This window comes from Baekduia sp., from assembly GCF_035996765.1.
Classification (GTDB): Bacteria; Actinomycetota; Thermoleophilia; order Solirubrobacterales; family Solirubrobacteraceae; genus Baekduia.
On record NZ_DASYJG010000061.1, the window covers coordinates 12,582 to 38,364 of the forward strand.

Here is a 25,783-nt window from a genome sequence, read left to right on the forward strand (position 1 = left end):
CGACCCTAGTCCGCCTCGGGGTTTGCGGTCAATGGTGCGCTGCATATACCTTCGCGCGATGACGCTCGACGAGCTCCGCACGCAGGTCGCCGACGGCCGCATCGACACGGTGCTGCTGTGCCTGACCGACATGCAGGGAAGGCTGCAGGGCAAGCGCATGGACGCGACCTTCTTCGTCGAGGAGGTCATCGCCCACGGCGCCGAGGCCTGCAACTACCTTCTGGCCGTCGACGTGGAGATGAACACGGTCGAGGGTTATGCCATGTCCTCGTGGTCGCACGGGTATGGCGATTTCGTGATGGTGCCTGACCTCGACACGCTGATGGCGGTGCCGTGGCTGCCCCGGACCGCGCTCTGCCTCGTCGACCTGCAGTGGCAGGACGGCAGCGACGTCGTCGCCTCGCCGCGCCAGGTCCTGCGCCGCCAGCTCGCCCGCCTGCAGGAGCGCGGCTGGATCGCCAACGCCGGCTCGGAGTTGGAGTTCATCTTGTTCGAGGACAGCTACGAGGCCGCATGGGACAAGGGCTACGTCGGCCTCACCCCGGCCAACCGCTACAACGTGGACTACTCGATCCTCGGGACGACGCGCGTCGAGCCGCTGCTGCGCGCCATCCGCAACGCGATGTCCGGCGCCGGGATGCGCGTCGAGGACTCCAAGGGCGAGTGCAACCTCGGCCAGCACGAGATCAACTTCCACTACAGCGACGCGCTGACGACCTGCGACCGCCACGTCGTCTTCAAGAACGGCGCCAAGGAGATCGCCGCCCAGCACGGCCAGGCGATCACGTTCATGGCCAAGTACAACGAGCGCGAGGGCAACTCGTGCCACCTGCACCTCTCGCTGGCCGACCTGACGAGCGGCGACAACATCTTCGCCACCGACGACGCGCTCTTCGACGCCTTCCTGGCCGGCGCGATCGCCGGGCTGCGCGAGCTGACGCTGCTGCTCGCCCCCAACATCAACTCCTACAAGCGCTTCGCCGCGGGCTCCTTCGCGCCGACCGCCGTCGCCTGGGGCAACGACAACCGCACGTGCGCCTTCCGCGTGGTCGGCCACGGGCCGGGGCGGCGCTTCGAGTGCCGCCTGCCGGGCGGTGACGTCAACCCCTACCTGGCGCTCGCGGGCCTCATCGCCGCGGGCCTGCACGGCGTCGACCAGCAGCTGGCCCTGCCGCCGGTCTTCGAGGGCAACGCCTACACCGCCGAGGACGTCGAGCACGTCCCGACGACGCTGCGCGAGGCGCGAGCGCTCTTCGCCGAGAGCGCGATCGCCCGCGAGGCGCTCGGCGAGGAGGTCATCGCCCACTACCTCAACATGGCCGACGTGGAGCTGGCCGCCTACGATGCAGCCGTCACCGACTGGGAGCGCGTGCGCGGCTTCGAGCGGTTGTGAGATGAGCACCCAGACCCCCGCCTCCTCCGATCTCCCCTCCTTCGAGACCGTCTTCGCGCCGGTGCGCTCCCAGACGGCCTTCGAGGAGACGCTCGAGCGGTTGGGGACGGCGATCAAGCTCGGCCTGCTCGCCCCCGGCGCGCGGCTGCCGGCCGAGCGGGAACTCTGCACGCGGCTGGAGATCTCGCGCTCGACGCTGCGTCAGGCGCTCACCGCGCTGGCCCAGAGCGGCCACCTGCACGCGGTGCGCGGCCGCGGCGGCGGCACGTTCGTCGCCGAGCGCCCGCCGCCGCTGGACCCGCCGTCGCGCGCCGTGCTCGCCTCCTGGCACGACGCGTGCGACGTGCGTTTGGGCGTCGAGCTCGGGATCGCCGCGCTGGCCGCCACCCGCGCGCTGGAAGACGAGCTCGCGCCGCTCGACGAGCTCGTCGGCGCGATGGACGACATGACCGAGGACTTCGCCGGCTACCGGCAGGCCGACGTGCGCTTCCACATCGGTCTGGCCGAGGCGACCCACAGCCCGCGCCTGGTCGCGCTGGCCACCGAGGCCCAGGGGCAGATGACCGACCTCATCTCCTACATCGCCCACCCGCCGGAGATCCTCGAGCATGCGAACGCTCAGCATGCGCAGCTGTTGACGCGTATACGTGCGCATGACAGCGATGGCGCGGTGCGGATCATGGCTGAGCATTTGCGCGGCACCGAACTGGTCCTGGCGGGTCTGCTCCCCGGCGCGCGGGACTAGGCCGCCGGCTGCCCGGCCATCGCCGCATCCAGCCCCTCGCGCGCCTGCCGCCGAACCTTGCCCTGAATGATCGGCGTCCAGCCGAGCAGCAGCCCCGCCGGACCCAGCGCCTGCCGGGCCCAGCCGTAGAAGGAGAAACGATCGTGATGGGTGTGGATCAACCCATCATGGAACGTGAACTCAGCGTGGACATCGTTGTGCACGCGCCGGCCGGTCGCCGCGAACGTGTAGTCGGCCAGCCAGTGCGCGCTGCCGCGCTCGTCATGGGCCTCGTGGGCGACGAGCTCGATCTTGAGGTCCTTGGCGCGACCGGTGAGCATGACCCACATGGCGCCCGCCTCCTCGCCGTGCAGATCCTGGAAGACCGGGTCGGAGAAGTGGACGTCGGGCGCGTAGCAGGCGGCCATCGCGGCGCCGTCAAGCGCGTTGAAGGCGGTGTAGAAGCGTTCGATCAGCTCGGCGTGAGGATGGGCCATCAGCCGACGCTACCTGACCGCTCAGTCCGACAGCGCGCTGGGATCGGACGGCACGTCGACGGCGTGCTCCCGAAGCGCCTCGAGCGGGACAACCTCGAGCGCGCGCTCGTGGGTGGAGGCCAACACGACGTAGGCCGCGGCGCCGTCGTGATAGGCACGCAGCCAGTTCACCGCGGTCACACACCAGCGGTCACCGGGCACCAGGCCGGGAAAGCGGTACTGCGGCATCGGCGTGGTGAGATCGTTGCCGATGCCCTTCTGGTGGGCCAGGAACTCCGAAGTCATCACCGCGCAGATCGTGTGGCTGCCGAGATCCTCGGCGCCGGTACTGCAGCAGCCGTCGCGATAGAAGCCCGTGAGCGGGTCGGTGCCGCAGGGCTCGAGATCGTCGCCCAGAACGTTGCGCTCGGTCTCAGGCTCGTTCACCCAGCCAGTATCGCGGATCGCCTGCGCGACGGCCCTACGCCGGCTCGGTCCGCGGCGCGCGGGCGGGCGGGGGCGCGATCACGCGCGGCACCTCGCTGAAGTCCGTCGCCACCGCACCGAGGACGGTCCGCAGCCACGCGCGCTCAGCCTCGCCCGCGACGCGCATCCGGCGCTCGATCCACGCCGTCACCTGCTGCCGTGCGCCGATCACGAGCACCGTGCCGCAGACCGCGTAGCGACCATCGGCGAGCACCACCAGGCTGCCGGGTGCATCGCGGCGCAGGCGCAGGAGGTCGATGACCTCCTGGCCGGCCACCGTCGCCGGGCGCGTCGCGTCGCCGTCGCCCTCGGTCCACGGGCGCGCCGTGAAGATCGACGACGCGCTGCGCACCTGCCGCGCCGGGCGGGCGCGCGGGCCGATCGGCCCGCTGCGCCAGGAGCTGGTGAGCGAGACGAGCTGGCGCGAGGCCTCCTCGCGGTAGAGCACGTGGAGACGATCGCCGGCAGCCACGCGCGTCGAACCGCGCGGCGGGATCGCCTGGCCGTCGCGCACGATCACGTTGATCACCGCCTCGCGCGGGAGGCCGAGGTCGCGCACGGCCAGGCCGACGATCGCGTCGTCGGCGACCACCGGGAACTCCAGCACCTCGGCGCCGAGCCGGCGGATCGTCCCCGACTCGGCCAGCGGCCGCGGGAGCGCGGGATCATCGGTGGTCACGCCCAGGCGCTTGGCGAACGGCTCGAAGGTCGTGCCCTGCACGATCGTCGAGAGCAAGACCACGAAGAACACGATGTTGAAGAACTCGTGGCTGCGCGGGATGTGCTCGATGACCGGGAAGGTCGCCAGCACGACCGGCACGGCCCCGCGCAGGCCCGCCCAACCGACCACCGCCTGCTCACGGATCGTGAAGCCGAAGGGCGCCAGCGAGATCACCGTCGCCAGCGGCCGCGCGACGAAGACCAGGACGATCGCCAGCACCGTCCCCTCCAGCGCCACGCCACCGAGGTCGGACGGGAAGACGAGCAGGCCGAGGACCAGGAACATCGACAACTGCGCGACCCACGCCATGCCCTCGTGGAAGGTCGCGATCGTCTGCTTGGCCGGGATCGCCGCCGAGCCGAGCGTCAGGCCGGTCAGGTAGACGGCGAGGAAGCCCGAGCCGTGGGCGGTGTCGGCGAGGCCGAAGGCCAGCGCGACCGAGGCCAGCGTGGCGACCGGGTAGAGGCCGGCGGTCGCCAGGCGCGCTTCGCGCAGCGCGAAGCTGAAGACGTAGCCGACGCCCAGGCCGACCACGCCGCCGATCGCGATCTGCCGGACGAAGAGCCAGGCGAAGTCCGCGACGCCGTAGTCAGGGTGCATCAGCTTCTGGATGAAGCCGAGCACGAGCAGGATGGCGATCGGGTCGTTCATCCCCGACTCGCCCTCGAGCGTGCGCGCGAGGCGGCGACGCAGCGTCGAGCCGCGCAGCAGCGCGAAGATCGCAGCGCCGTCGGTGCCCGCCACGATCGCGCCGACCAGCAGCCCTTCGGTGGTGTTGAAGTCAAAGAGCCACGCCGCGACCAGGCCGGTCACCGCGGCGGTGATCAGCGTGCCGACGACGGCGAGCGTCAGCGACGGGCCGAGCACCGGCCGGATCTCGGGGAAGCCCGCGGCCAGGCCGCCCTCGAAGAGGATCAGCGCGAGCGCGACGATCCCGACCGTGCGCGCGAGCGCGTAGTCGTTGAAGTCGATCCAGCCCGCGCCGTCGCTGCCGACCGCCATGCCGACGCCGAGGAACAGCACCAGTCCGGGGACGCGCACCCGTGAGGCCAGCAACGAGGCCAGCAGGCCGGCAGACAGGAGCGCGCCCACGATGAGGATGCGCTCGCCGTCGTGCACCTCGACACCATGGCACATGCGGTTTGGACGCGGTTGTGGCGAACAGCACTTGACTTCGGTCCGGGGCCGGGCGTAGATTCGCCGCGCCGTCCTAAGGATGGCTGACCACACCTTTTCGGAGAGGAAAGCACGCGCATGGCCAACGTGGACGCCGCCGTCGCCTCGAGTGATGAACAGCGGCTTGCTGAGCTGGGCTACAAGCAGGAGCTGAGTCGCAGCTGGAGCGGGTTCCAGAACTTCGCGATCTCGTTCACCATCATCTCGGTCCTCGCCGGGTGCTTTACGACCTACTACCAGGCGTGGAACAACGGTGGACCGGTCGCGATCTCCTGGGGCTGGCCGATCATCTCGGCGTTCATCCTCATCATCGCCTTCTGCATGTCAGAGCTCGTGTCGGCGTACCCGACCGCGGGTGGCATCTACTGGTGGGCGTCCAAGCTCGGCGGTCCTGTCTGGGGCTGGTTCACGGGCTGGTTCAACCTCCTGGGACTCATCGCCATCCTCGCGTCGGTCGACTACTTCGCCGGTCAGTTCCTGGGCGTGATCCTCGGGCTCTACAACGTGGACATCCTGGGGCTGAACTTCGGGGACGCCCTCCACGGACTGCGAGAGACGTTCATCCTCTTCGCGTTGATCCTCGGGTTGCACGTGGCCATCAACATCCGCGGCAGCCACCTCGTCGCGATGTTCAACGGCGTCTCGGTGTGGTGGCACATCCTGGGCGTCGCGGCGATCGTCGTCGTCCTGATCTTCGCGCCGAGCAAGCACGCCAGCGCGGACTTCGTCTTCACCCACACCATCAACAACTCGGGCTTCGGCCACGGGATGTTCTGGTTCTACGTACTGCCGCTCGGCTTCCTGCTGACGCAGTACACGATCACCGGCTTCGACGCCTCCGCACATATCTCCGAGGAAACCCACGACGCCGCCGAATCGGCGCCGAAGGGCGTCTGGCGCTCGGTCTTCTACTCGGCCGTGATCGGCTACATCGTGCTCCTGGCGATCACGTTCGCCGCCAGCAACGAGAAGGCCGTCACCGAGGGTGGCGGCACGGTCTTCGCCGTCTTCGAGAGCTCGATGGGCAGCGGCTGGGTGAAGTTCATCCTGATCATCGCGGTCATCGGCCAGCTGTTCTGCGGCATGAGCTGCATGACCAGCGCGTCGCGCATGATGTACGCCTTCAGCCGTGACGGCGCCGTACCCGGCTGGCGGATCTGGAGCCGCGTCAACGACAACAAGATCCCCTTCAACGCGGTGATGGCGGTCGCCGTCCTCGCGCTGATCCTCACGCTGCCGGCGCTGAAGGGCAATAAGGCCGGCCTGACGGTGGCCTTCACGGCGGTGGTGTCGATCGGGGTGATCGGGTTGTACATCGCCTATGCGATCCCGATCTGGCTGCGCTGGCGGATGGGCAACAGGTTCGTGACCGGCCCCTGGAACCTCGGCGAGAAGTACAAGTGGATGAACCTGGTGGCGGTGATCGAGGTCATCATCATCGTGGTCGTGTACTTCAACCTGCCGTTCAGCTCCTCCGGCGTGCCGTGGGAGAGCGACTTCGACTGGTCGCTCTTCAACTACACGCCGGTGGTGACCGGTGGCGTCTTCCTCGCGGTCGGCGCCTGGTGGCTGCTGCGCGCGCGGCATACGTTCACCGGCCCGCGCCACACGATCCAAGAGCTCGACGCGGAGATCGGCGCGGCGCCGCCGCTGGCCGAGGCGCCGTAGACCGCCGGCTCGCGCATCCAGCACGTGACCGACGTTCTCGAAGTGCTGGAGCCCGCCACCGAGCGGCTCCTGCAAGAGGTCCCGCGCGTCGGCGTCGCCGAGGTCGACGCGGCCGTCGCGCGGGCCAAGGCCGCCTATCCAGGCTGGCGCGCGGTCGCGCCGGCCGACCGGGCCCGGCTGCTGCGGCGGGTGGTCGAGGCGATGGAGGGCGCTTGGGAGGAACTGGCGCTGCTGGAGGCGCGCAACGCGGGCAAGCCGATCGCGTCGGCGCGTGGCGAGATCGGGATGGCGATCGAGACGTTCCGTTACTTCGCGGGCGCGCCGGAGCGGCCGTTTGGCGAGACGATCCCGGTCGCCGGCGGCATGGCCTTCACGGTCCGCGAGCCGCTGGGCGTCGTCGGGCTGATCACGCCGTGGAACTTCCCGCTGGCGATCGCCTGCTGGAAGATGGCGCCGGCGCTGGCGGCGGGCAACACGGTGGTGTTGAAGCCGGCGGAGCTGACGCCGCTGACGGCGCTGCGCTTCGCGTCGCTCGCGCTGGAGGCGGGACTGCCCGAGGGCGTCGTCAACGTGGTGGTCGGGCCGGGGCGCACGTGCGGGCAGCGGCTCGTCGAGCATCCGGACGTGGCGAAGATCGCGTTCACGGGCTCGACGGCGGTGGGCGTGTCGATCGCTGCGGGCGCGGCGGCGACGATCAAGCGCGTGACGCTGGAGCTCGGCGGCAAGTCGGCTAACGTCGTCTTCGCCGACGCCGACGTGGAGGCGGCGGCGAGGGCCGCGCCGGGCGCTGTGTTCGACAACGCCGGCCAGGACTGCTGCGCGCGCTCGCGGATCCTGGTCGAGCGCAGCGCGGTGGATGAGTTCTTGTCGCACTTGGAAGGCGCGGTCCGCGCGATCCGTGTCGGCGACCCGCTCGACGCGGCGACCGAGATGGGGCCCTTGATCTCAGCGGCGCAACGCGACAGCGTCGCCTCGTTCGTCGACGGTGACGCCGAGGTGGCCATTCGCGGGTCGGTCCCCGACGGTCCCGGCTTCTGGTTTCCGCCGACCGTCCTGTGGCCCGTGCCCCTCGACCACCGCGCGGTCGTCGACGAGATCTTCGGGCCGGTCGCTGTGATCGTGCCCTTCGACGGCGAGGCGGACGCGATCCGCATCGCCAACGACACCATCTACGGGCTCTCCGGCTCGGTGTGGACCCGGGACGGCGCGAAGGGGTTGCGCGTCGCCCGGGCCCTGGAGAGCGGCAACCTGTCCATCAACTCCAATAGCTCGGTGCGCGTCACCACGCCGTTCGGAGGCTTCAAGCAGTCCGGGTACGGCCGCGAGCTCGGGCCGCATGCGACCGACGCCTACACCGAGGTCAAGACCATCTTCTACAACACCGAAGGGAACTGAGTGTCGGGTCGACTCGAGGGCAAGGTCGCGGTGGTCACGGGCGCGGCCGGGGGGATCGGCGCCGCGACCGTGGAGGTCTTCCAGCGTGAGGGCGCGATGGTGGTCGGCGTCGACCTATTGGACGGCGCACCGGGCGATCTGGCGTTGTCGGTCGACGTGACCGAGGAGTTCGCCGTCCAGCAGATGTACGCCCAGGTCGCCGAGCAGTACGGGCGGATCGACATCTTGTTCAACAACGCCGGCATCTCCCCCGACGATGACACGTCGGTGCTGGCGACGACGCTCGAGGCCTGGCAGCGTGTGCAGGACGTCAACCTGAAGTCGGTGTTCTTGTGTTGCAAGCACGGGATCCCGCACCTGCTTGAGGGCGGCGGCGGATCGGTGATCAACACCGCGTCCTTCGTCGCCGTGATGGGCTCGGCGACCTCCCAGATCTCCTATACCGCCTCCAAGGGCGGCGTGCTCGCCCTGACCCGCGAGCTCGGCGTCGAGTTCGCGCGGTCGGGCGTCCGCGTCAACGCGTTGTGTCCCGGCCCGGTCGACACACCGCTGCTCCAAGAGCTCTTCGCCAAGGACCCCGAGCGGGCGCGGCGGAGGTTGGTGCATGTGCCAATGGGGCGTTTCGGCACGGCGGAGGAGATCGCCAACGGCGTGCTGTTCCTGGCGTCGGACGAGTCGTCGTTCATGACGGCGTCGACGTTCTTGATGGACGGCGGGCTGTCGGGGGCGTATGTGACGCCGGAGTAGTGGGCCGGTGTGGCGCAAACACGAGTGGCGCCCAGTGCAAGCGTTGGCCGCGGGCGCGTAACGTGGTGTGGCGGCACCGAGGGAGTGAGCGGGAGTGGCAGCTCGCCGCCCCGGGGTCGTCCGCCAGCGCCGGGGCAGGCAATTCGGCCGCGAAACACACTCGACGACACGGAACCCGCGCATATCGCGGGTTCGGTGTCGTTCGTGAACTCGATCGCACATCGACCGCGCATATGACGGTCAAGGTGCGATCGACGCAACGCACCTAGGGTGGGCCTGTTTGCGGACGCATACCGGCCGCAAAGAGGCCCACCCGCTCGCGGAGTGCGGCGGCTGACGGAAGTGGGCCTGTTTGCGGACGCGTGACGTCCGCAAACAGGCCCACCCTCCCGGGCGCTCGCGGACGACGAGCCAGCGCACCGGACAGCCGACCCGCTCACTCCCCTCGGTGCCGACAGACCCACGCAGCGCACCACGGCCAACGCCCGCGCCGAGCGCCAACGACGACCGACCCGCCGCTCCCAGGCCCTACGCCGGCAGCAGCGCCCGCAGCGCCTTGGGCGGCAGCGGGTCGGAGCCGAGGATCTCGGCGCTCAGCGCGCGCAGCACCTCGAGGCGGCGGTCCGGGTGCAGGCCGAAGGCGTACTCCTGCGTCGCCTCGTGGCCGCCGTCCACACCCAAATGCGAGCGATGCTCAGCGGTTGCGACCCGCGACAGCACCAAGCCCAAGATGTAGGCGTCGAGATCCTCGACGGCAACCTCGACGGGCTCGGACTCCTCGCGGTCCGGGCCAAACGACGCCACGATCCGCGGCGCGCTGGACTCGACCACCGGCCGCTCCCCACCGCCCGAGGACTCCCAGTCGCGCTGCTCGGCGTCGCGGTCACGAGCGAGGCCGTTCTCCCGATTCGCCGCCCACCGCGCCTCGTCGAGCTTGCGCGACTCTTCCTCGTAGTTCTTGGGCTTGGGCGGCACGTAGCCGACACCGAGCTTCAGCCCGGCCGTGCTGATCTCGCCCTTGGTCGCCTGCTCGACGAGGTCAGAAGCCTCCTCAGCAGACACGTCACCCCGCGCGATGCCGCGCCGCACGATGTCGGCGACCGTGAAGGACAAGTCACCTTCTTCTACACGCTTGACGACCGTGTCAGGCAGGTCGAGCAGCTTGAGCGACTTGCGCGTCCAGGTCAGCGGCGCGCCGACCAGGCGCGAGACCCCGGCGGCCGTCAGCGACGGGTCCTCGGCCATGATCGCCCGCGCGGCGCGCGCGAACTGCACCGGCTCCGGCTTGGCCTGGTGGAAGTTCTCGGCGAACTGCATCGTCAGCGCCTCGCGCTTGGTGATGCCCTCGACGAGCGTGAAGCGCCAGCCGCCGTCGCGCGGTCCCTCGGCCTCGTCGAGCAGCCCCATCGCCCCGAAGCGCCGGCGCCCGGCGAGCAGCTCGTAGGGCACGTCGTCCTCGCCGGTGGCGCGCACCAGCGGCGGATGCAACAGCCCCGCCTCCTTGATCGAGACGGCCAGCTCGTGGAGGTCCGGCAGCGCGCCGGTGCGCATGTTGACCATCGTGCGCACCTGCGAGAGCGGCACGGTGACGCTTGTGTGCGCCTTGGTCGCCGTGTCGGCCAGCGGGGCGCGCCGGAGATCCTCCTCGCGCTCCTCGCGAGCCGTCTTGGCGGCCTCCTCGCGCATCCGCGCGACGTGTTCTTCAGCGTCTTGGAGCTTGTCGACCTGGGACATGAGCTGCCGGATGCAAGCACACCTCCTGGCGGTCCGGCCGGCCGCCGCGCCACCCTGCCCGCAACGAGCGCGAAACCGGCGCCCACGGCGCGTCGAGGGACGAGTTGTGGGTCCTGAGGACCCACAACTCGTCCCTCGACGCGCTCAGTTGGCGTCCGGGTACCGCGACACGCCGTAGCCAGCGTCACGCACCGCGTCCACCACCGCGGCCGCATGCTCGCGCGAGCGCGTCTCGATCGTCAGCTGCACGCCGGTCTCGCGCACGTGCAGGCCGATGCCCTCGCGCAGGTGCGACACCTCGACGATGTTGGCCCCGGCGACCGCGACGCTCTCCAGCAGCTTGGCCAGCGCGCCCGGGCGGTCGGGGACGCGGGTGAGCAGGACCATGCGCCGCCCGGCCTCGGTCTCGTGGCGGCGGGCGATCGTCGCCAGCAGGCCCGCGTCGACGTTGCCGCCGCTGAGGATCACGCAGGTCGTGCCGGTCTGCGCGGGCACCACCTGGCCGCCGAGCAGCGCCGCGACGCCGACCGCGCCGGCGCCCTCGACCACGAGCTTGGCCTTCTCCATCAACAAGACCATCGCGTCGGCGACGACGTCCTCGCCGACGACCACCATGTCGTCCACCCAGCGGTCGATCAGCCCCAGCGTCAGCTCCCCCGGGCGCTTGACCGCGATGCCGTCGGCGATCGTGAGCCCGGCGCTGACCGCGACCGGCCTGCCGGCCTTCAGCGACGCGGGGAAGGACGCGACGGTCTCGACCTGCACGCCGATCACGCGCACGTCGGGCCGCGCGGACTTCACGGCGATCGCCACGCCGCTGGCCAGCCCACCGCCGCCAACCGGCACGACGATGGTCGCGAGCTCCGGCAGATCGGTGAGCAGTTCCAACCCGAGCGTGCCCTGGCCGGCGACGACGTCGGGATCGTCGAAGGGATGGACGAAGGCCATCCCGGTCTCCTCGGTGCGGGCATGGGCCGCGACCAGGCAGTCGTCGACCGTCGCGCCGCCGATGACGACGCGGGCGCCGAGCGCCGCGGTCGCCTCGATCTTGGCGATCGGCGCGCCGTCGGGCATGAAGACCTCGCACGGCACGCCGCGCGCCTGGGCGGCCAGCGCGAGCGCTTGGGCGTGGTTGCCCGCGCTGCCGCAGACGACGCCGCGCGCGCAGCCGTCGCCAAGCGCGTGAAGCTTGCTCAGCGCCCCGCGGATCTTGAACGAGCCCGCGCGCTGCAGCGACTCGGCCTTGAGCAGCACGTCGCCGCCGCAGCGCTCGCTGAGCGTCGCCGAGGGCAGGACCGGCGTGTGCCGGGTGACGTCGCCGATCGCGGCCTGCGCCGCGACGACGTCGGCGGCGGTGACAGGCGCTGCGTCGGTCGTGCCCGCCATCGCGGCGCTCAGTCGCCCAGCGCGACGATGGCGTCGATCTCGACCTGTGCGCCGACCGGGAGCGCCGCGACGCCGACGGTGGAGCGCGCGGGCGGCGCGTCCGGGAAGAACTCGGCGTAGGCGGTGTTGACCTCGCCGAAGGTCCCCATGTCGGTCACGAAGATCCCGCAGCGGACCGCGTTGCGCAGCGAGGCGCCGGCGGCCGTGCAGACCGCCTCCAGGTTGCGCAGGCACTGCCGTGTCTGCTCGCCGACATCGCCGGCGACCAACACGCCGGTCGCCGGGTCCAGCGGCGTCTGCCCCGATAGGAAGAGAAAGCCGTCGGAGCGCACCGCGTGGCTGTAGGGACCCACGGCGGCGGGGGCGTCCGGAGCGGTGATCGGCTGGCGGTCGGCTGACATAGGTTTTCCGGTTCTCCTTCGACGTTGGTCGCGTACGGACGCTACCGTCCGCGCCTCATGTCCGCCCGTCGCCTCCGCCGTTTCTCCCTGCTGATCGCCGCCTCCGGCGTGCTGACGGCCGCGCTAGGCGCGAGCGCGGCGTCGGCGGAGATCGCCTGGACGGCCTGTCCGACGGCGGGCTTCCAGTGCGCCGGCTTCCCCGTGCCGCTGGACCGCGGCAACGTGGTTCCCGGCACGGTCAACCTCTCGGTCGAGCGCGTGCCGGCGGCGACCAACCCCAACCGCGTGGCGGTCGTCCCGCTGGCCGGCGGCCCGGGCCAGGCGGCGCTGCCGCTCGCCCAGACCTTCGCCGAGGTCATGCAGCCCGCGATCGCCGACCGTGACCTCCTGCTCTTCGACCAGCGCGGCACCGGCGCCTCGGGCGCGCTGAGCTGCAAGGCGCTGGGCGAGCGCGGCAGCATCGTCAAGCTCGCGCAGACCTGCGCCAACGAGCTCGGCCCGGCCCGCGGCTTCTACCGCACGGCCGACACCGTTGCCGACATCGAGGCGCTGCGGGTGGCGGGCGGCTACGACAAGCTCGTGCTCTTCGGCGTCAGCTACGGCACCAAGGTCGCCGAGGACTACGCCGCGGCCTACCCCAACAACGTCGAGGCGCTCGTCCTCGACAGCGTCGTGCTGCCCGAGGGCCCCGATCCGTTCCAGCGGTCGACGCTGAGCGACGCGCCGCGCGTGCTGCGTGACCTCTGCGCCGCCAAGGCGTGCAGGGGCGCCACCGACAGCGTCCAGAGCGATCTCACCGGCCTCGCCGCCAAGCTGCGCAAGAGCGCGCTGCGTGGCAAGGTCGTCCTCTCCTCGGGCAAGCGCACGAGCCTGTCGATGGGCCAGAGCGACCTGCTGTCGATCCTGCTCGCCGGTGATCTGAACCCGACGCTGCGCGCCGAGCTGCCCGGCTCGATGCGCGCTGCGCTGCGCGGCGACAGCGCGCCGCTGCTGCGGCTCGCTGTGCGCTCCGAAGGGCTGACCACCGGCCTGTCGCTGCGCCACCAGAGCGACGCCACCGGCGGCGACAGCGACGCGCTCTTTCTCGCCACCACCTGCGAGGAGGCGCCGTTTGCCTGGACGCGCACGGCGACCGCCGAGCAGCGCTACCAGGAGATCACCACCGCGGCGCAGGCGATTCCGAAGGCCCAGCTCGGCCCGTTCTCCCCCTCCGCCGCGCTCCAGGGCGGCCCGGTCCCGCTCTGCCTCGGCTGGCCCGACGCCTCGCCGGCGCCCGTTGCCGCGGCACCCCTGCCGCCCGTCCGGACGCTCGTGCTCGACGGCCAGATGGATCTCCGCACGCCGTTTGAAGACGCCGAGCAGATCGCCCAGCGGATCCCGGGTGCCGCGGTCGTCAAGGTGCCCTTCACCGGCCACTCGACCGTCAGCAGCGACGCGTCGACCGACAGCACCTGCACCAAGGGCGCGCTATCGACGTTCTTCGCCGGCGGCGTCCCCGCCCCGTGCGCGGCGAGCGAGAACCCGTACTCGCCGACGCGCCGTCCGCCGACGAGCCTCGGCGCCATCACCGCCAACGGCAGGTCGCGCAAGACGATCATCGCCGCCTCGGCGACCGTGGCCGACGCGGCGCGCCAGATCATCGGCGACGCGCTGGCGCTGAGCGCGATCCCCAAGCACGTCGGCGGCCTGCGCGCGGGCAACGCCACCGTCAACCGCGACGGCAGCTTCAAGCTCAACCACTATCAGTACGTGCCCGGCGTGGTGGTCAGCGGGAAGGTCAACGCCAGCCGCACCGCCACCGTCACGATCCGCGGCGGCGGCGCGCTGAGCGGCAAGCTGACGATCACCGCCGGTGGCGCCGTGCACGGCACGCTGGGCGGCAAGAAGGTCACGATCGGCTCGGCCGCCTCCGTGCGCTCGTCGCTGCCGACGGTCAAGCAGGCGCTCGCGCGGCTGCCGCTGCTGGCTCGTAGATAGCCTCATTCGCCATGGCCAACGCCCTGGCGCACGAGAGCTCCCCCTACCTTCTGCAGCACCGCGACAACCCGGTCGACTGGCACCCGTGGGGGCCGGAGGCGCTGGCGCTCGCGCGTGAGTTGGACCGGCCGCTGCTGGTCTCGATCGGCTACTCGGCGTGCCACTGGTGCCACGTCATGGAGCGCGAGTCATTTGAGGATCCGGCCGTCGCCGCGGTCATGAACGACAACTTCGTCTGCGTGAAGGTCGACCGCGAGGAGCGGCCCGACATCGACTCGATCGCGATGGAGGCGGTGCAGCTGATGACCGGCCATGGCGGCTGGCCGTTGAACGTCTTCCTCACGCCCGACCAGGTCCCGTTCTACGGCGGCACCTACTTCCCGCCGGAGCCGCGCCACGGGATGGCGCCGTGGCCGGGCGTGTTGGAGGCGGTTGCCCGGGCGTGGACCGAGCAACGTGACGAGATCGTCGAGCAGGGCTCGCGGATGGCCGAGCGGCTGGGGCACACCGCGGCGCTGCGGGCGCCCGAGGACGTGGTGTTGGGGACCGAGCCACTCGACGACGCGGTGCGCAACCTGCGCGCGACCTTCGACAGCGTGCATGGCGGCTTCGGGGGCGCGCCGAAGTTCCCGCCGTCCTCGGCGCTGCTGCTGCTCTGGGCCCAGGCCGCGCGCGGCGGCTCGTGGGCGGCCAAGGCGGGTGACATGGCGGGCGCGACGCTGCGCGCGATGAGCGCCGGCGGGATATATGACCAGATCGGCGGCGGCTTCGCGCGCTACGCGGTCGACGCGACCTGGACGGTGCCGCACTTCGAGAAGATGTTGTATGACAACGCGCTGCTGGCGCGGGCCTATCTGCACGGCTGGTTGATGACCGGGGACCCGGCGTTCCGGCGCGTCTGCGAGGAGACGCTGGCGTTCGTCGCGCGCGAGCTGCGTGGCGAGGAGGGTGGGTTCCTGAGCGCGTTGGACGCGGACTCCGAGGGCGTCGAGGGCAAGTTCTACGTGTGGACGCTGGAGGAGCTGCGGGCGGTGCTCGCGACCGAGGACGCCGACGCCGCGGTCGCCTGGCTCGGCGTGACCGACGAGGGGAACTTCGTTGACCCCCACCATCAGACCGGATCCCACCCACCCCTGAACGTGCTGACGGGGCGCGGCGTCAAGCCGCCGGCGGAGCAGCGGTCGCGGATCCGCAGCGCGCTGATGACGGCGCGCGCGGGCCGGGTGCGCCCGGGGCTCGACGACAAGCGCCTGGCCGCCTGGAACGGGTTGGCGATCCACGCCTTTGCCGAGGCCGGTGCGGTCCTGGAGCGGCCGGACCTGCTGGCCATCGCGGTGGACGCCGCGGAGTTCGTCATGGGGTCGATGCGCGACACCGGCGGCCGCCTGTTGCGCACCTGGAAGAACGGGGAAGGCAAGTTGAATGCCTACCTCGAGGACCATGCCTTCCTGCTGGAGGCGCTGGTCGCGCTGTACGAGGCGACCTTCGACCCGCGCTGGCTGGCCGAGGCGCGGGGCCTGGCCGACTCGGTCCTGACGCGCTTCGCCGACCCCGAGGGCGGCGGCTTCTTCGCCACCTCCAGCGACCACGAGCAGTTGGTGGTGCGCCGGCGCGACATCGAGGACGCGCCGATCCCGTCGGGCTCCTCGTCGGCGGCGGTCGGGCTGTTGCGGCTCAGCGCGCTGACCGGCGATGCGCGCTACGAGGAGGCCGCGGTCTCCCACCTGCGCCTGGTCGCGCCGCTGATGGGTCCGCATCCGCAGGCCTTCGCGCATGCGCTCGTGGCGCTGGACCTGCTGGTGCGCCCGGGGCACGAGGTGGCGCTGGCGGGCGCCGACGATGACGCCGCGCTGGCCGCGTTGGCAGCCGTCGTGCGTGAGCGCCTGCGGCCCGGCGTGGTCCTCGCGGGTCCGCCCGGCGACGGCGTTGAGCTGATGGCCGGCCGCGAGCCGGTCGACGGCGCGGCAGCGGCCTACGTCTGCGAGCGCTTCGCCTGCCGGCTGCCAGTGACCGGGGTCGAAGAGCTCCGCGAGCTCCTCGCTCCGTCCTCTTAGAGCACCGGCAGGTAGCGGTCGAGCTCCCACTGCGTGACCTGCACGCGGTAGTCCTCCCACTCCTGGCGCTTGTTCTCGATGAAGCGGTTGAACATGTGCTCGCCGAGCGTGCGCAGCACCAGCTCGGACTCGGCGGTCAGCTCGACCGCCTCGCCGAGCGTCTCGGGCAACTGCTCGATGCCGAGGCGCTTGCGCTCGTCGGGCGACAAGTGGTAGAGGTTCTTCTCCATCGGCTCGGGCAACTCATAGCCCTTCTCGATGCCCTCCAGGCCCGCCTGCAGCAGCGCGGCGAACGTGAGGTAGGGGTTGCAGGCGGGGTCGGGGCAGCGCAGCTCCATCCGCGTGCCGTTCTCCTTGCCGGGGTGGTAGAGCGGCACGCGCACGAGCGCTGAGCGGTTGCGGCGACTCCAGGCCACGTAGACCGGCGCCTCGTAACCGGGCACCAGGCGCTTGTAGGAGTTGACCCACTGAGCGAAGATCGAGGACAGCTCGCGGGCGTGCTTGAGCTGGCCGGCGATGAAGGCCTTGCCGATGTCCGACAGGAAGTAGGGGTCGTCGGCGTCGAACATCGCGTTGGACCCGTCCTTGAACAGGCTCATGTGCGTGTGCATGCCCGAGCCGTTCTCGCCGAAGAGCGGCTTGGGCATGAACGTGGCATGCCAGCCGTACTTCATGGCGTACTCCTTGACCGTGATCTTGTGGGTCATGCAGTCGTCGGCCATCTTCAGCGCTGGGGCGTAGCGCATGTCGACCTCGTGCTGGGAGGGGCCGACCTCGTGGTGGGAGTACTCCACGTGGATGCCGAGCTGCTCGAGCGCGATGACGGTCTCGCGGCGGACGTCGGAGCCGGCGTCGAGCGTCGTGAGGTCGAAGTAGCCGCCCTCGTCGAGGACCTCGGTGCCGTTCTTGTCCTTGAACAGGAAGTACTCGAGCTCGGGGCCGACGTTGAACGTGTCGAAGCCCATGGTGTGCATGCGGTCCAGGGCCCGTCGGAGGACGTGGCGCGGGTCGCCCTCATACGGCGTGCGCTCGGGCGTGAGCACGTCGCAGAAGACGCGGCCGACACCCTGCTCCTCGGGCCGCCAGGGCAGGATCGCGAACGTCGACGGGTCCGGCATAGCGATCATGTCGGACTCCTCGATGGCGTTGAAGCCGGTGATCGAGGAGCCGTCGAAGCCCATGCCGTTCTCGAACGCGTCTTCCAGCTCGTTGGCGTTGATGCTGAACGACTTCAGCTGCCCGAGGATGTCGGTGAACCAGAAGCGGATGAAGCGGAGCTGGTGCTCCTCGACGATCGCCTTGACGTCCTCCACAGTGCGCGGCTGGTCGCTCATGGCCCGGGACCCTAGAGGATCGGGGCTGTCACGCTGGTCGGAAACTGGGCGCCGATGTGTCGAGCCACGCCGCGGGGTGGTCGAGGGACGACTGTTGGTCGGATACGGACCATCAGTCGTCCCTCGACGCTGATGGTGGGCCATCGGCGCCGGGGTCGCGCGGGATCTCGTCCCGCGCGCCCCGGAGGCGATGTGGCCGAAGGTGGTCGGGCTACGGGCGAAGCGTCGCGCGCAGCGGCGCGTGGTGCACGGTGGCGTGGACGACGTGCGCCGAGAAGGCGGGGGCCGTGGCCGCGCGATGGGCGACCGCAGCCTGCGAGGACGAGGTCATCGCCGCGAGCAGGATCAGGATCGCGCCGAGGGCGACGGCCCAGAGGGCGATGCGGTCGGGGCGCGCGCCGACGCGGTCCGAGGCAGTTCGGCCGCGGTGGCGCTGGGCCATCGAGGGCAGCCGACGCTCCGCCGGACGGCCCTTGATCTGGATGGTGCGGCGGGTGCCAGCCGGCGGGGGCGGCGTGGCGAAGGGGTCGTCGGCGGCGCTGAGGTGCGCCAGCTCGTGGGCCACGTCCGCGGGCGTCGCCGCGACGGTCGGGCCGTCGTCGAGGGTCAGCTCGATGGTGCGGGAGGTCGCGGCAGCCTCGCGGGCGGGGGCGTGCGACGCAGTGGGGACGAAGACGCCGTGCAGCGGATGGGCGACCCCGTCGCGCTCGGTCGTGAAGCGGCGGCGTGGGGCGAAGTCGATGTCCTCGCCCAGCCAGTCATCGGCCGGGCGACGGCTCGGATCGGCGAGATCCTCGCGTTCCTGCTGCACGTCGGCCCACCAGTTGGGCGCGTCCGTCGATGGCATGAAGTGTTCTCAGTCCTCTTCCTTGGGCTTACGGGGTTAGCTGACGGGCTCGCGCCGAAAGAGCGGCGCTACGCGGTATGCGATTCGCCCCAGTGCAACGTGGGTCCCCCGCTCCTCGCCCGGGCGTACCTGGACGGGGATTCAGCGGTTGTGAACGGCGGCATCGTAGCAACGTCGAAAATCCCTGCTAGATCGCAGAGTTATGGCAAGCGCCAACTGACCGCATAGTCAGGCATGCGTCGGACGGAACGTTCCCGCAACCTGCGGGAATCTCCGCCTTGACATTCCGGCAAGGACCTCAAGTCGAGTTGCCGACCTCGTGCGCATTCGCTCTTGACAGGTGTTCGAGCGGACGCGCGGCGCGTCGAAGCGCGCCTCAGCTACCGACCAGCAACCGTTGCGACGTAGTTCGCGACGTCTTTGGCGTCCGCGCCATAGAGCAGGCCGGCAGGCATCTGGCCGGCACCGCGGGCGCGGCCGTGCTCGATCGCGTCGAGCACGAAGGCGGGCTTGAGGTCGCCGCCGTTGAGCGTGTCGAGGTTCGGGCCCACGCGGCCGACGGCGTTGGAGCCGGCGAGCGTGTGGCAGGTCGCGCACTTCTCGGCAAAGAGCTGGCGACCCGTGGTCTGAGACGCGTTGAGGTCCACTCCACCGGCGCCTTGCTTGGCGTGATCCTCGCCGTTGGAGACGAGGATGAGCAACGGCACGCCGACGCCGACCACGAGGACGACGAGCGCGATGCCGAGGCCCCAGGCGCGGCGCGTGCCACGCGTCTCAGGGCGCGACCCCGCGGGGGGCCGGCCGCTCCGCATCGCCGCCAGCACGACCGAGAGGCCGATGGCGAGGAAGGCGAGGACGAACACCAGGGTGCCGATCACGTGCGGCACCCTATCCGGTGACCCGGTCCCCAGCGCAAGTCCTGGTTCTGACCCCGGACCGCGGCGGCCGCCGCGAGGGCCGCAGCAACCGTCCCCACCAGCGCCTTCGAGCCCCTCATCGTCGCCGTCCCGACGCGAAGCTCTGTGCCGCCGGCGCCACCGCACGGAAGTCCCCGGTGCCGGTCGCGGCCAGTTCCTCGCCCTCGCCGACCGCCGCCCGTTGCGCCTCCTCGCGGACCAGCTCGACGACGTCGGCTGCCGGCCGGGCCTGCAGATGGCCGCTGGCGTCCAGGCGCACCAGCCGCCGGCAGACGACGTTGATCGCCCCGCCCGCCGACGCATGGCGCTCCAGCACGCCCTCGGCCACCACCAGCGGCTCGGCGCGCACCACGACACGGTCGCGCTCGTAGACCTTCGGCGGCACGATCAGGTTGATCGTTCCCGTCTCGTCTTCCAGCAGCAGGAAGCAGACGCCCTTGGCGGTCCCCGGCCGCTGCCGCGCGACGACCAGCCCGCCGAGCCGCACCGCCGTCCCGTGACCCAGCCGCTTGAGGTCGCCGTTGGCCACCATCCCCTTCGCGCGCAGCTCGGCCCGCAGCAGGCCCAGCGGATGCTCGGCCGTCGTCAGCCCGGTGGTCGAGTAGTCGGCGATCATCGCCTCCCACCCGGTGAGACCCGGCAGTGCCGGCGCCTCCCCCACGCTCAGCGGCAAGGCAAGCTGCGTCCCCAGGTCGGCGCGCGTCCGCCGTCCGGACGGGACCGTCACCGACGTCAGCAGCCGCTTGCCCGGCGCCGCCACCCCGAGCTCCCACAGCGCGCGCCGCCGCGAGCCGCCCGCCAGCGCATCGCACGCGCCCGACCACGCGAGCTGCTCCAGCGCGGGGCGGGCCACCCCAGCGCGCGACGCGAGCTCCTCGACCGTCCGAAACGGCCCGGCAGCCTCGCGCTCGGCGACGAGCGCCTCGACGTCGTCGGCTTGCACGCCCATCACGTAGGCGAGCCCGATCCGCACCGCAGCCGCGCCGTCGACATCTACAACCGTGCATCCCACGGCGCTGTGGTTGACGTCGGGCGCCAGCACCGCGATCCCGCGCCGCTGCGCCTCGTGGACCAGCGCGTCGGGCGGGTAGAAGCCCATCGGCTGCTCATCGAGCAGGGAGGCCAGGAACTCGGGGCCGTAGTGCACGCGCAGGTAGGTCGACTGGTAGGCCAGCAGGCCGAACGCCGCGCCATGGGCCTTGGGGAAGCCAAAGCCCGAGAAGCCCTTGACCATGTGCCACACGCGCTCGGCGAGCTGCTCGTCGACATCGGGCCACGCCTGCATCGCCTGCTGCACGAAGCGCTCGTGGTAGGCCTCGATCGCCGCCGCCGAGCGCTTGCGGCTCATCGCCTTGCGCAACCCCTCGGCCTCACCTGGCGACAGCTTCGCGAACGCCGCCGCAACCTCGATGACCTGATCCTGGAAGATGATCGTCCCAAGCGTGTCCTTCAGCACGGGCTCCAGCGAGTGGTGGTCATAGGGCACCTCGAAGTCCGGATCGACCCGCAGCCGCTGCAGCCGCTCGATGTAGGGGTTGACCGCGCCGCCGACGATCGGCCCGGGCCGGACGATCGCCACCTGGATCGTGAGCTCCTCCAGCGTCCCGGGGCGCGTGCGGCGCAGCGAGCCCATCTGCGCCCGGCTCTCGATCTGAAAGACGCCCGTCGTGTCGGCGCTCTTGATGCAGTCGAAGGTCGCCTTGTCGTCCATCGCGATCCGCGACAGGTCGACCCGCTCGTCGCGGCGCAGGGCGATCATCTCCACGCAGCGCTCGACGGCCGACAGCATCCCGAGCCCGAGCAGGTCGATCTTCAAGAAGCCGGCGTCCCCGCAGGAGTCCTTGTCCCACATCACCATCTGCCGTCCCTCCATTGCGGCGGGCACGACGGGACAGCAGTCGATGAGCGGACGCGTCGCGACGATCATCCCGCCCGAGTGCTGGCTGAGATGGCGCGGCAGGCCATGGGCTTCGGCGGCCAGCTCGGCCAGCCAGCGCCAGCGGCCTTCGGCCTGACGGCCCTTGCCCAATGCCACGGCGATGTCCTTGTCCACGGTCTGCGCCGAGAACGCCTCCGACGACCGTGCGACCCGCTCGATCTCTCCCGGTGGCAACCCCAAAGCCTTGCCCAGCTCGCGGATCGCACCGCGCGCCCGGTAGGTCGGAAACGCCGCGACCAGCGCCGCCTTCTCCTGTCCGAAGTGCTCATGCACCCGCGGGATCAGCACCGCGCGCACATCCCGCGGGAAGTCGAGGTCGATGTCGGGCAACGACGTGATCTCCTCATTGAGGAAACGTCCGAGGTGAAGGTCGTTGGCGATGGGATCGACGTGCGAGAGGCCCGTGAGGTAGCAGACGATCGAGGAGACCGAGGAGCCGCGCCCGCGACCCGGCGGCAGCAGGCTGCGCGCCGCGGCGTTGCCGCGCACCTCCCGCGCCACGTCGCGCGCCAGCTCGAGCATCTCGTGATGCAGCAAGAAGAACCCCGACAGCCCGAGGTCGCGGATCAGCGCCAGCTCCTGGTCCAGCCGCGCCGTCGCAGTCGGCCGCAGGACGCTGCCCGCCGGGTAGCGCGTGTCGAAGGACGCGGCGCAGACCTCGGCGAGCGTGCGGTCAGTCCCGTCCTCCCCGGCGCCCGGATAGCGGTAGCCGAGGTCGGCGGTGAGGTCGAAGACCAACGTGGCGGCCAGGCGCTCCGTCTCGGCCACCGCCTCGGGATGGCCCTCGAAGCGCGCCGCCATCGCTGCCGGCGTCGTGAGCACGTGCGTGTGGTTGCCGCGTCGCAGCGGCTCGGAGGCATCCAGCGTCGTGTGCTCGCGGACGGCCACGAACACGTCCTGCAGCCGCGCACGCGCCGGCTCGTGGGCGTGGACGTTGCCCGTCGCCACGCATGGGACCCCGAGCCGTCCGGCCAGCTCGGCCAGATCCCGGTTGCGTGCTCGGTCGTCACGGTGAAACGGACGCTGCAGCTCGATCCGGAACGCGTCGCGCCCGAAGGCCGCCAGCAGCGCGCGGGCGGTCGGCTCGTCGTGGACGCCGCGATCGGCACAGCCCGATAGGCAGACCAGGCCATCGGTGTGCGCAGCGAGATCGGCGACCGTCAGCATCGGCGCGAGCACGCGCCGCCGGCCCGGCGTCTCGCGCGTCCGCGCGTGCGCCCGCGTGAGGAGCCGGCAGAGGTTGCGCCAGCCGCGCGCGTCGCGAACCAACAGGGTGACGTGCCGCGTCCAGCGCGCCGCCTGCTCGGCGTCGCCGAGCACCGCGCCCTCGCGCTGCGCGTGCGCCGTTCCCGGGTCGACCAGGTCCACCTCCGCTCCATGGATCGCGCGCAATCCCAGCGATGTCGCGGCCTGAGCGAACTCCATCGACCCCGAGACCGAGTTGTGGTCGGTCAACGCCAGCGCCCGATGCCCACGCTCCAGCGCCGCCACGACCAGTTCCTCGGGCAGCGAGGCGCCATCCAGGAACGAGAAGGCCGAATGGCAGTGGAGCTCGACGTAGGACACGAACACATGTTCGCATACGAGGTCGACGCCGTCGATCATGCCGCCACGCAGTCGGTCCGCGTGATCCATTGCCCGTCGAGCCCGCGTGAGGTCGCAGCCAGCACCTGCTGCGAGCGCCGCTGGATCTGCGCTTGAGCGCTGAAGCTGCCCGGCCCGCCCGTGAAGTCGAAGCTCATGCCGCGCTCCTTGCTCTGGGTCGCCAGAACGCGTGCCTGCACCGTGCCGTGCTCATCGATCCGCCGGCGCAGCGCCTGCTCGGGCGCCGCCGTCGCACGTCGGCTCGCGATGGCGTTCAGCAGCTCGCGCGCGGCCGCGAGGTTCCCCGCGTCGGTCAGATCGAGGTGGCCGGTGACCTCGTAGTCGCGCTCATCCTCGCCGGCACCCGTCTCCAGCAGACCGGCCACCGGCTGGACCACCGCCGGAAGATCGCGCGAGCCGGCAAAGGAGCCTGCCGCGATCACGCGCAGGTCGACCGGGCGCTCCGTCTCGTCGTACTCGACCGCGTAGGTCTCCTGACCGTTGTCTGCCAGCCCGAGCACGCCGCGGCCGTTGACCGTGGCCGACCCCGCCGAAGACGCCTGCACGTACGCGGTGCGATGACCAGTCCGCCGGTCGACGCGCCAACCCGCCGCACGGTCAAACGCGATCCCGGCCTGCACCACGTCGATCGCACTCCCCAAGCCTTCGACCCCCACAGCAGCATCGACCGACGACGCCCACGTCCCCGACCCCGACGTCACGTCCGGCGGCCGTCCGTCGCCCTCCTGCGCGAGCACCCGCTGCGCCTCGGCGCGCGAGCCCACGATCCACGTCCGCCCGCGCCCCAGCCGCGCCAGCAGCGCGGCGGTCACCTCGCCGCCGAGCGAGACCCCGAACGTGCCGATGCGCACCCCCGCGTGCAACCCGCCCGTCCCCTCCAGACCGCCCTTGATCCCGTCCTCCAGCGTGACGGCGAACGTCCCGTCCGAGCGCTCCTCGACCACCCCCAGCTTGTCCTCGCCCAGCCGGAAGAAGAGCAGGTGCACCGTCATGCCCTGCTGGTTGGCCTGCGACCCCACCACGCACGGCTCCTGATCGCGCCGGCAGTCGCCGCTCCCGACCAGGCAGATCGCCCGCGCCAGCTCGCGCGTGACCCGCCGCCCCACGTACCCTGCCTGCGCCAGCGCCGCCCCAAGGCCGAGCATCACCGCCACGAGCACGACCACCGCCAGCCACTCCACCGACGCCTGGCCTCGCTGGCGATGCGCGCGCGGGTCGTGGAGAGCCATGGCTCCACCCTTCCGCCCAAGCCGTCACGAGACCAGACGCGTTCGTCACGAGACTGCGCAGGCGGCGCGCAGGCTCAGCGCTGCCGGTACCACCCTCCCACCCGATCCAACTCCCGAAACAGCACGACCAGGTCGCCGCGCGTCGTGACGACCTCCCAGTAGCGCCGCCGCAGCGGCGCGTCGGTCCACCAGCGATCCTCGACCAGCCACGACTCGCGCACGGCATCGACCGCGCGACCGTCGACCGCCAGCGGCCGCCCGCGCTCGTCGGCCCGGACGGTCGCGGGCAGGGGCAGGTTGAGCCGCCGGGGGCCGTTCACGGCAGGGCTACAGCTCGTAGGGCGCCAGCACCGTCTGGCGCTCCGGCACCCGCGAGTCCGGGTCGACCTCCAGCACGCGCAGCGCAGCCCCTGGGCCCGCAACCGCGCGCGCCTGGCGAATCGCCTCGCGCATCCGGGTCGTCCGCTGCGCCGAGCCATCTTCAAACAGCGCCGTGGCACCTGCGCCGGAAGGCCCGAAGCGCTCGACCGCCAGCCGCAGCGACTCGGCCGGCGCCGGCAACAACACCAACTTCTGACCGAGTGCGAGGCGCATGCGGACCGCGTCGGCCAGCGGCTCACGAAAGACGACCCGCTCACGCCACGTCCCACCCTCGACCAATCGCGCGCCGAGGACGACCACGCGCAAGGTGCGACCGCGACGCTCGCGCCGCGCCAGCAGTTGGTCGACGAGCAGCACGAGCGCGCGCTCCACCTGCGCTCCGGAGCCCGCCTCCGGCAGCTCCAGGACTTCTTCCAGCACTTCTCCCGGGACCCGTGGACGCAGCTCGTCGTCACGCCCGCGGGCGAGATCATGCGCGCGCTCGCCCGTCCGGCCGAAGCGATCGGCGACCACCGAACGCGGCAGCGCCGCGAGCTGTCCAAGCGTTGTGATCCCCAGACGCCACAAGGGCTCGACGACGCTCTCGACCTCCGGCCGGCGCCGCAACAGCGTGATCGGCTCGGCAGCCAGGCCCGCGGCGCCATCCACCAGCTCAGCTCGACGCGACCGCGCACGCACCGCACCCGCATGCGCGCAGAACCGTGACGGCCCCGCGCCGATCCGCGCGGGCAGTCGCAACGCAACGCGCACCGCCGCCACGACGCCGGCCAACCACGGCGGTGGAGCGCTTGCCGCCCGCGCCCGCAGCGCCGCCGCCGGATCACTCGCCTCTCGCCCGCCGTGCAAGCGCCCGAGCGCCGCCGCATCGAAGAACGCCAGCCCCGGCGCCTCGCTCTCCACCGCCGCGCCAACGGACTCCAGCCGCGCGACGACCTTCTCCCACGCATCGGCGACGCCCATCGGATCCGGTGGGATCAGCGCCAGCGACGGACACCGCGCCAGCGCCTCGCCGAGGCGCATCCCCGCGTGCACGCCGAAGGTTTCGGCTGACGGCGAGACCTCGCCGACGCGCTGCTCACGCCCGGGCTCGGGTGCCAACGCCGCGGGGCCCCGCGCGAGGACCTCGCGACCGCCGGCGGCGATGACGAGCTCGAAACGGGAGAGGAGGACGGCGAGGATCAATGCGAACACAT

General features: G+C 71.3%; 20 protein-coding genes and 1 riboswitch. Of the genes, 7 read left to right on the forward strand and 13 right to left on the reverse strand.

Annotated features, from left to right (window positions below; genetic code table 11):
* The first annotated feature begins 31 nt into the window (after window positions 1-31).
* Window positions 32-1,393 (forward strand): glutamine synthetase family protein, encoded by a 1,362-nt coding sequence (locus tag VGO10_RS13560; protein ID WP_414642238.1) that lies wholly within the window; start codon window positions 32-34, stop codon window positions 1,391-1,393.
* 1 nt (window position 1,394) lies between these two features.
* Window positions 1,395-2,138 (forward strand): FadR/GntR family transcriptional regulator, encoded by a 744-nt coding sequence (locus tag VGO10_RS13565; RefSeq protein ID WP_327469164.1) that lies wholly within the window; start codon window positions 1,395-1,397, stop codon window positions 2,136-2,138.
* Here the strand turns inward: VGO10_RS13565 and VGO10_RS13570 are convergent.
* From VGO10_RS13570 to VGO10_RS13580, 3 genes are read right to left on the reverse strand one after another with little or no spacing between them, the layout of a single operon-like run.
* Complete coding sequence (locus VGO10_RS13570; RefSeq protein ID WP_327469166.1) at window positions 2,135-2,614, reverse strand: nuclear transport factor 2 family protein; 480 nt, start codon at window positions 2,612-2,614, stop codon at window positions 2,135-2,137. The two genes, VGO10_RS13565 and VGO10_RS13570, sit on opposite strands and share 4 nt — an antisense overlap.
* A gap of 21 nt (window positions 2,615-2,635) precedes the next feature.
* Window positions 2,636-3,040, reverse strand: a complete 405-nt coding sequence (locus tag VGO10_RS13575; RefSeq protein ID WP_327469169.1) for a DUF2237 domain-containing protein — start codon at window positions 3,038-3,040, stop codon at window positions 2,636-2,638.
* A 34-nt stretch (window positions 3,041-3,074) separates the two neighbouring features.
* Complete coding sequence (locus tag VGO10_RS13580) at window positions 3,075-4,937, reverse strand: potassium/proton antiporter (protein ID WP_327469170.1); 1,863 nt, start codon at window positions 4,935-4,937, stop codon at window positions 3,075-3,077.
* 117 nt (window positions 4,938-5,054) lie between these two features.
* Here VGO10_RS13580 and VGO10_RS13585 point away from each other — a divergent pair, with 117 nt between their 5' ends.
* Genes VGO10_RS13585 through VGO10_RS13595 form a run of 3 tightly spaced genes read left to right on the forward strand, consistent with a single transcriptional unit; the run spans window position 5,055 to window position 8,786 of the window.
* Window positions 5,055-6,644, forward strand: a complete 1,590-nt coding sequence (locus VGO10_RS13585; protein WP_327469172.1) for an amino acid permease — start codon at window positions 5,055-5,057, stop codon at window positions 6,642-6,644.
* A gap of 24 nt (window positions 6,645-6,668) precedes the next feature.
* Window positions 6,669-8,039, forward strand: a complete 1,371-nt coding sequence (locus VGO10_RS13590) for an aldehyde dehydrogenase family protein (protein WP_327469174.1) — start codon at window positions 6,669-6,671, stop codon at window positions 8,037-8,039.
* Window positions 8,040-8,786 carry a 3-oxoacyl-ACP reductase gene (locus VGO10_RS13595; RefSeq protein ID WP_327469176.1) on the forward strand — a complete coding sequence of 249 codons (747 nt, stop codon included), beginning with the start codon at window positions 8,040-8,042 and terminating at the stop codon, window positions 8,784-8,786. It abuts the gene before it with no gap.
* 528 nt (window positions 8,787-9,314) lie between these two features.
* Here VGO10_RS13595 and VGO10_RS13600 read toward each other — a convergent pair.
* The 3 genes from VGO10_RS13600 to VGO10_RS13610 all read right to left on the reverse strand — a co-directional run bounded on the left by VGO10_RS13600 (window position 9,315) and on the right by VGO10_RS13610 (window position 12,307).
* The gene (locus tag VGO10_RS13600; protein ID WP_327469178.1) at window positions 9,315-10,520 is read right to left on the reverse strand and encodes a ParB/RepB/Spo0J family partition protein; all 1,206 of its coding nucleotides are present in this window, start codon (window positions 10,518-10,520) and stop codon (window positions 9,315-9,317) included.
* A gap of 144 nt (window positions 10,521-10,664) precedes the next feature.
* Window positions 10,665-11,906, reverse strand: coding sequence for a threonine ammonia-lyase (gene ilvA, locus VGO10_RS13605; protein ID WP_327469180.1), 1,242 nt, complete (start codon window positions 11,904-11,906; stop codon window positions 10,665-10,667).
* An 8-nt stretch (window positions 11,907-11,914) separates the two neighbouring features.
* Window positions 11,915-12,307 (reverse strand): Rid family detoxifying hydrolase, encoded by a 393-nt coding sequence (locus VGO10_RS13610; protein WP_327469182.1) that lies wholly within the window; start codon window positions 12,305-12,307, stop codon window positions 11,915-11,917.
* 57 nt (window positions 12,308-12,364) lie between these two features.
* On the opposite strand from VGO10_RS13610, the gene VGO10_RS13615 reads away from it, so the two are divergent.
* Complete coding sequence (locus tag VGO10_RS13615) at window positions 12,365-14,284, forward strand: alpha/beta hydrolase (RefSeq protein ID WP_327469184.1); 1,920 nt, start codon at window positions 12,365-12,367, stop codon at window positions 14,282-14,284.
* Window positions 14,285-14,295: 11 nt separating this feature from the next.
* A complete protein-coding gene (locus VGO10_RS13620; RefSeq protein ID WP_327469186.1) occupies window positions 14,296-16,338 on the forward strand; it encodes a thioredoxin domain-containing protein in 2,043 nt (680 codons plus the stop codon).
* On the opposite strand, the gene VGO10_RS13625 is transcribed toward VGO10_RS13620, so the two are convergent.
* The 7 genes from VGO10_RS13625 to VGO10_RS13655 form a co-directional block, all read right to left on the reverse strand.
* Complete coding sequence (locus VGO10_RS13625) at window positions 16,335-17,672, reverse strand: glutamine synthetase family protein (RefSeq protein WP_327469189.1); 1,338 nt, start codon at window positions 17,670-17,672, stop codon at window positions 16,335-16,337. The genes VGO10_RS13620 and VGO10_RS13625 overlap by 4 nt on opposite strands.
* Window positions 17,673-17,883: 211 nt before the next feature.
* Complete coding sequence (locus tag VGO10_RS13630; protein ID WP_327469191.1) at window positions 17,884-18,519, reverse strand: hypothetical protein; 636 nt, start codon at window positions 18,517-18,519, stop codon at window positions 17,884-17,886.
* Between the two features lie 10 nt (window positions 18,520-18,529).
* Window positions 18,530-18,676, reverse strand: a riboswitch (cyclic di-AMP (ydaO/yuaA leader).
* Window positions 18,677-18,899: 223 nt separating this feature from the next.
* The gene (locus tag VGO10_RS13635; protein ID WP_327469192.1) at window positions 18,900-19,397 is read right to left on the reverse strand and encodes a c-type cytochrome; all 498 of its coding nucleotides are present in this window, start codon (window positions 19,395-19,397) and stop codon (window positions 18,900-18,902) included.
* A 115-nt stretch (window positions 19,398-19,512) separates the two neighbouring features.
* The gene (locus VGO10_RS13640) at window positions 19,513-22,980 is read right to left on the reverse strand and encodes a DNA polymerase III subunit alpha (RefSeq protein ID WP_327469194.1); all 3,468 of its coding nucleotides are present in this window, start codon (window positions 22,978-22,980) and stop codon (window positions 19,513-19,515) included.
* Window positions 22,977-24,209, reverse strand: coding sequence for a hypothetical protein (locus VGO10_RS13645; RefSeq protein ID WP_327469196.1), 1,233 nt, complete (start codon window positions 24,207-24,209; stop codon window positions 22,977-22,979). The genes VGO10_RS13640 and VGO10_RS13645 overlap by 4 nt, the downstream gene beginning before the upstream one ends.
* Before the next feature lie 74 nt (window positions 24,210-24,283).
* Window positions 24,284-24,529, reverse strand: a complete 246-nt coding sequence (locus VGO10_RS13650) for a hypothetical protein (protein ID WP_327469198.1) — start codon at window positions 24,527-24,529, stop codon at window positions 24,284-24,286.
* Window positions 24,530-24,536: 7 nt separating this feature from the next.
* Window positions 24,537-25,781 (reverse strand): hypothetical protein, encoded by a 1,245-nt coding sequence (locus VGO10_RS13655; RefSeq protein WP_327469200.1) that lies wholly within the window; start codon window positions 25,779-25,781, stop codon window positions 24,537-24,539.
* Window positions 25,782-25,783 lie beyond the last annotated feature (2 nt).

What these genes read in the sequence shown, in the direction of transcription:
- VGO10_RS13620 (WP_327469186.1), top strand. Translation starts at nt 14,296, where the DNA reads ATGGCCAACGCCCTGGCGCACGAGAGCTCCCCCTACCTTCTGCAGCAC.
- VGO10_RS13565 (WP_327469164.1), top strand. Translation starts at nt 1,395, where the DNA reads ATGAGCACCCAGACCCCCGCCTCCTCCGATCTCCCCTCCTTCGAGACC.
- VGO10_RS13640 (WP_327469194.1), bottom strand. Translation starts at nt 22,980, where the DNA reads ATGATCGACGGCGTCGACCTCGTATGCGAACATGTGTTCGTGTCCTAC.
- VGO10_RS13610 (WP_327469182.1), bottom strand. Translation starts at nt 12,307, where the DNA reads ATGTCAGCCGACCGCCAGCCGATCACCGCTCCGGACGCCCCCGCCGCC.
- VGO10_RS13600 (WP_327469178.1), bottom strand. Translation starts at nt 10,520, where the DNA reads ATGTCCCAGGTCGACAAGCTCCAAGACGCTGAAGAACACGTCGCGCGG.
- VGO10_RS13645 (WP_327469196.1), bottom strand. Translation starts at nt 24,209, where the DNA reads ATGGCTCTCCACGACCCGCGCGCGCATCGCCAGCGAGGCCAGGCGTCG.
- VGO10_RS13585 (WP_327469172.1), top strand. Translation starts at nt 5,055, where the DNA reads ATGGCCAACGTGGACGCCGCCGTCGCCTCGAGTGATGAACAGCGGCTT.
- VGO10_RS13630 (WP_327469191.1), bottom strand. Translation starts at nt 18,519, where the DNA reads ATGCCATCGACGGACGCGCCCAACTGGTGGGCCGACGTGCAGCAGGAA.
- VGO10_RS13615 (WP_327469184.1), top strand. Translation starts at nt 12,365, where the DNA reads ATGTCCGCCCGTCGCCTCCGCCGTTTCTCCCTGCTGATCGCCGCCTCC.
- VGO10_RS13570 (WP_327469166.1), bottom strand. Translation starts at nt 2,614, where the DNA reads ATGGCCCATCCTCACGCCGAGCTGATCGAACGCTTCTACACCGCCTTC.
- ilvA (WP_327469180.1), bottom strand. Translation starts at nt 11,906, where the DNA reads ATGGCGGGCACGACCGACGCAGCGCCTGTCACCGCCGCCGACGTCGTC.
- VGO10_RS13560 (WP_414642238.1), top strand. Translation starts at nt 32, where the DNA reads ATGGTGCGCTGCATATACCTTCGCGCGATGACGCTCGACGAGCTCCGC.
- VGO10_RS13625 (WP_327469189.1), bottom strand. Translation starts at nt 17,672, where the DNA reads ATGAGCGACCAGCCGCGCACTGTGGAGGACGTCAAGGCGATCGTCGAG.
- VGO10_RS13580 (WP_327469170.1), bottom strand. Translation starts at nt 4,937, where the DNA reads ATGTGCCATGGTGTCGAGGTGCACGACGGCGAGCGCATCCTCATCGTG.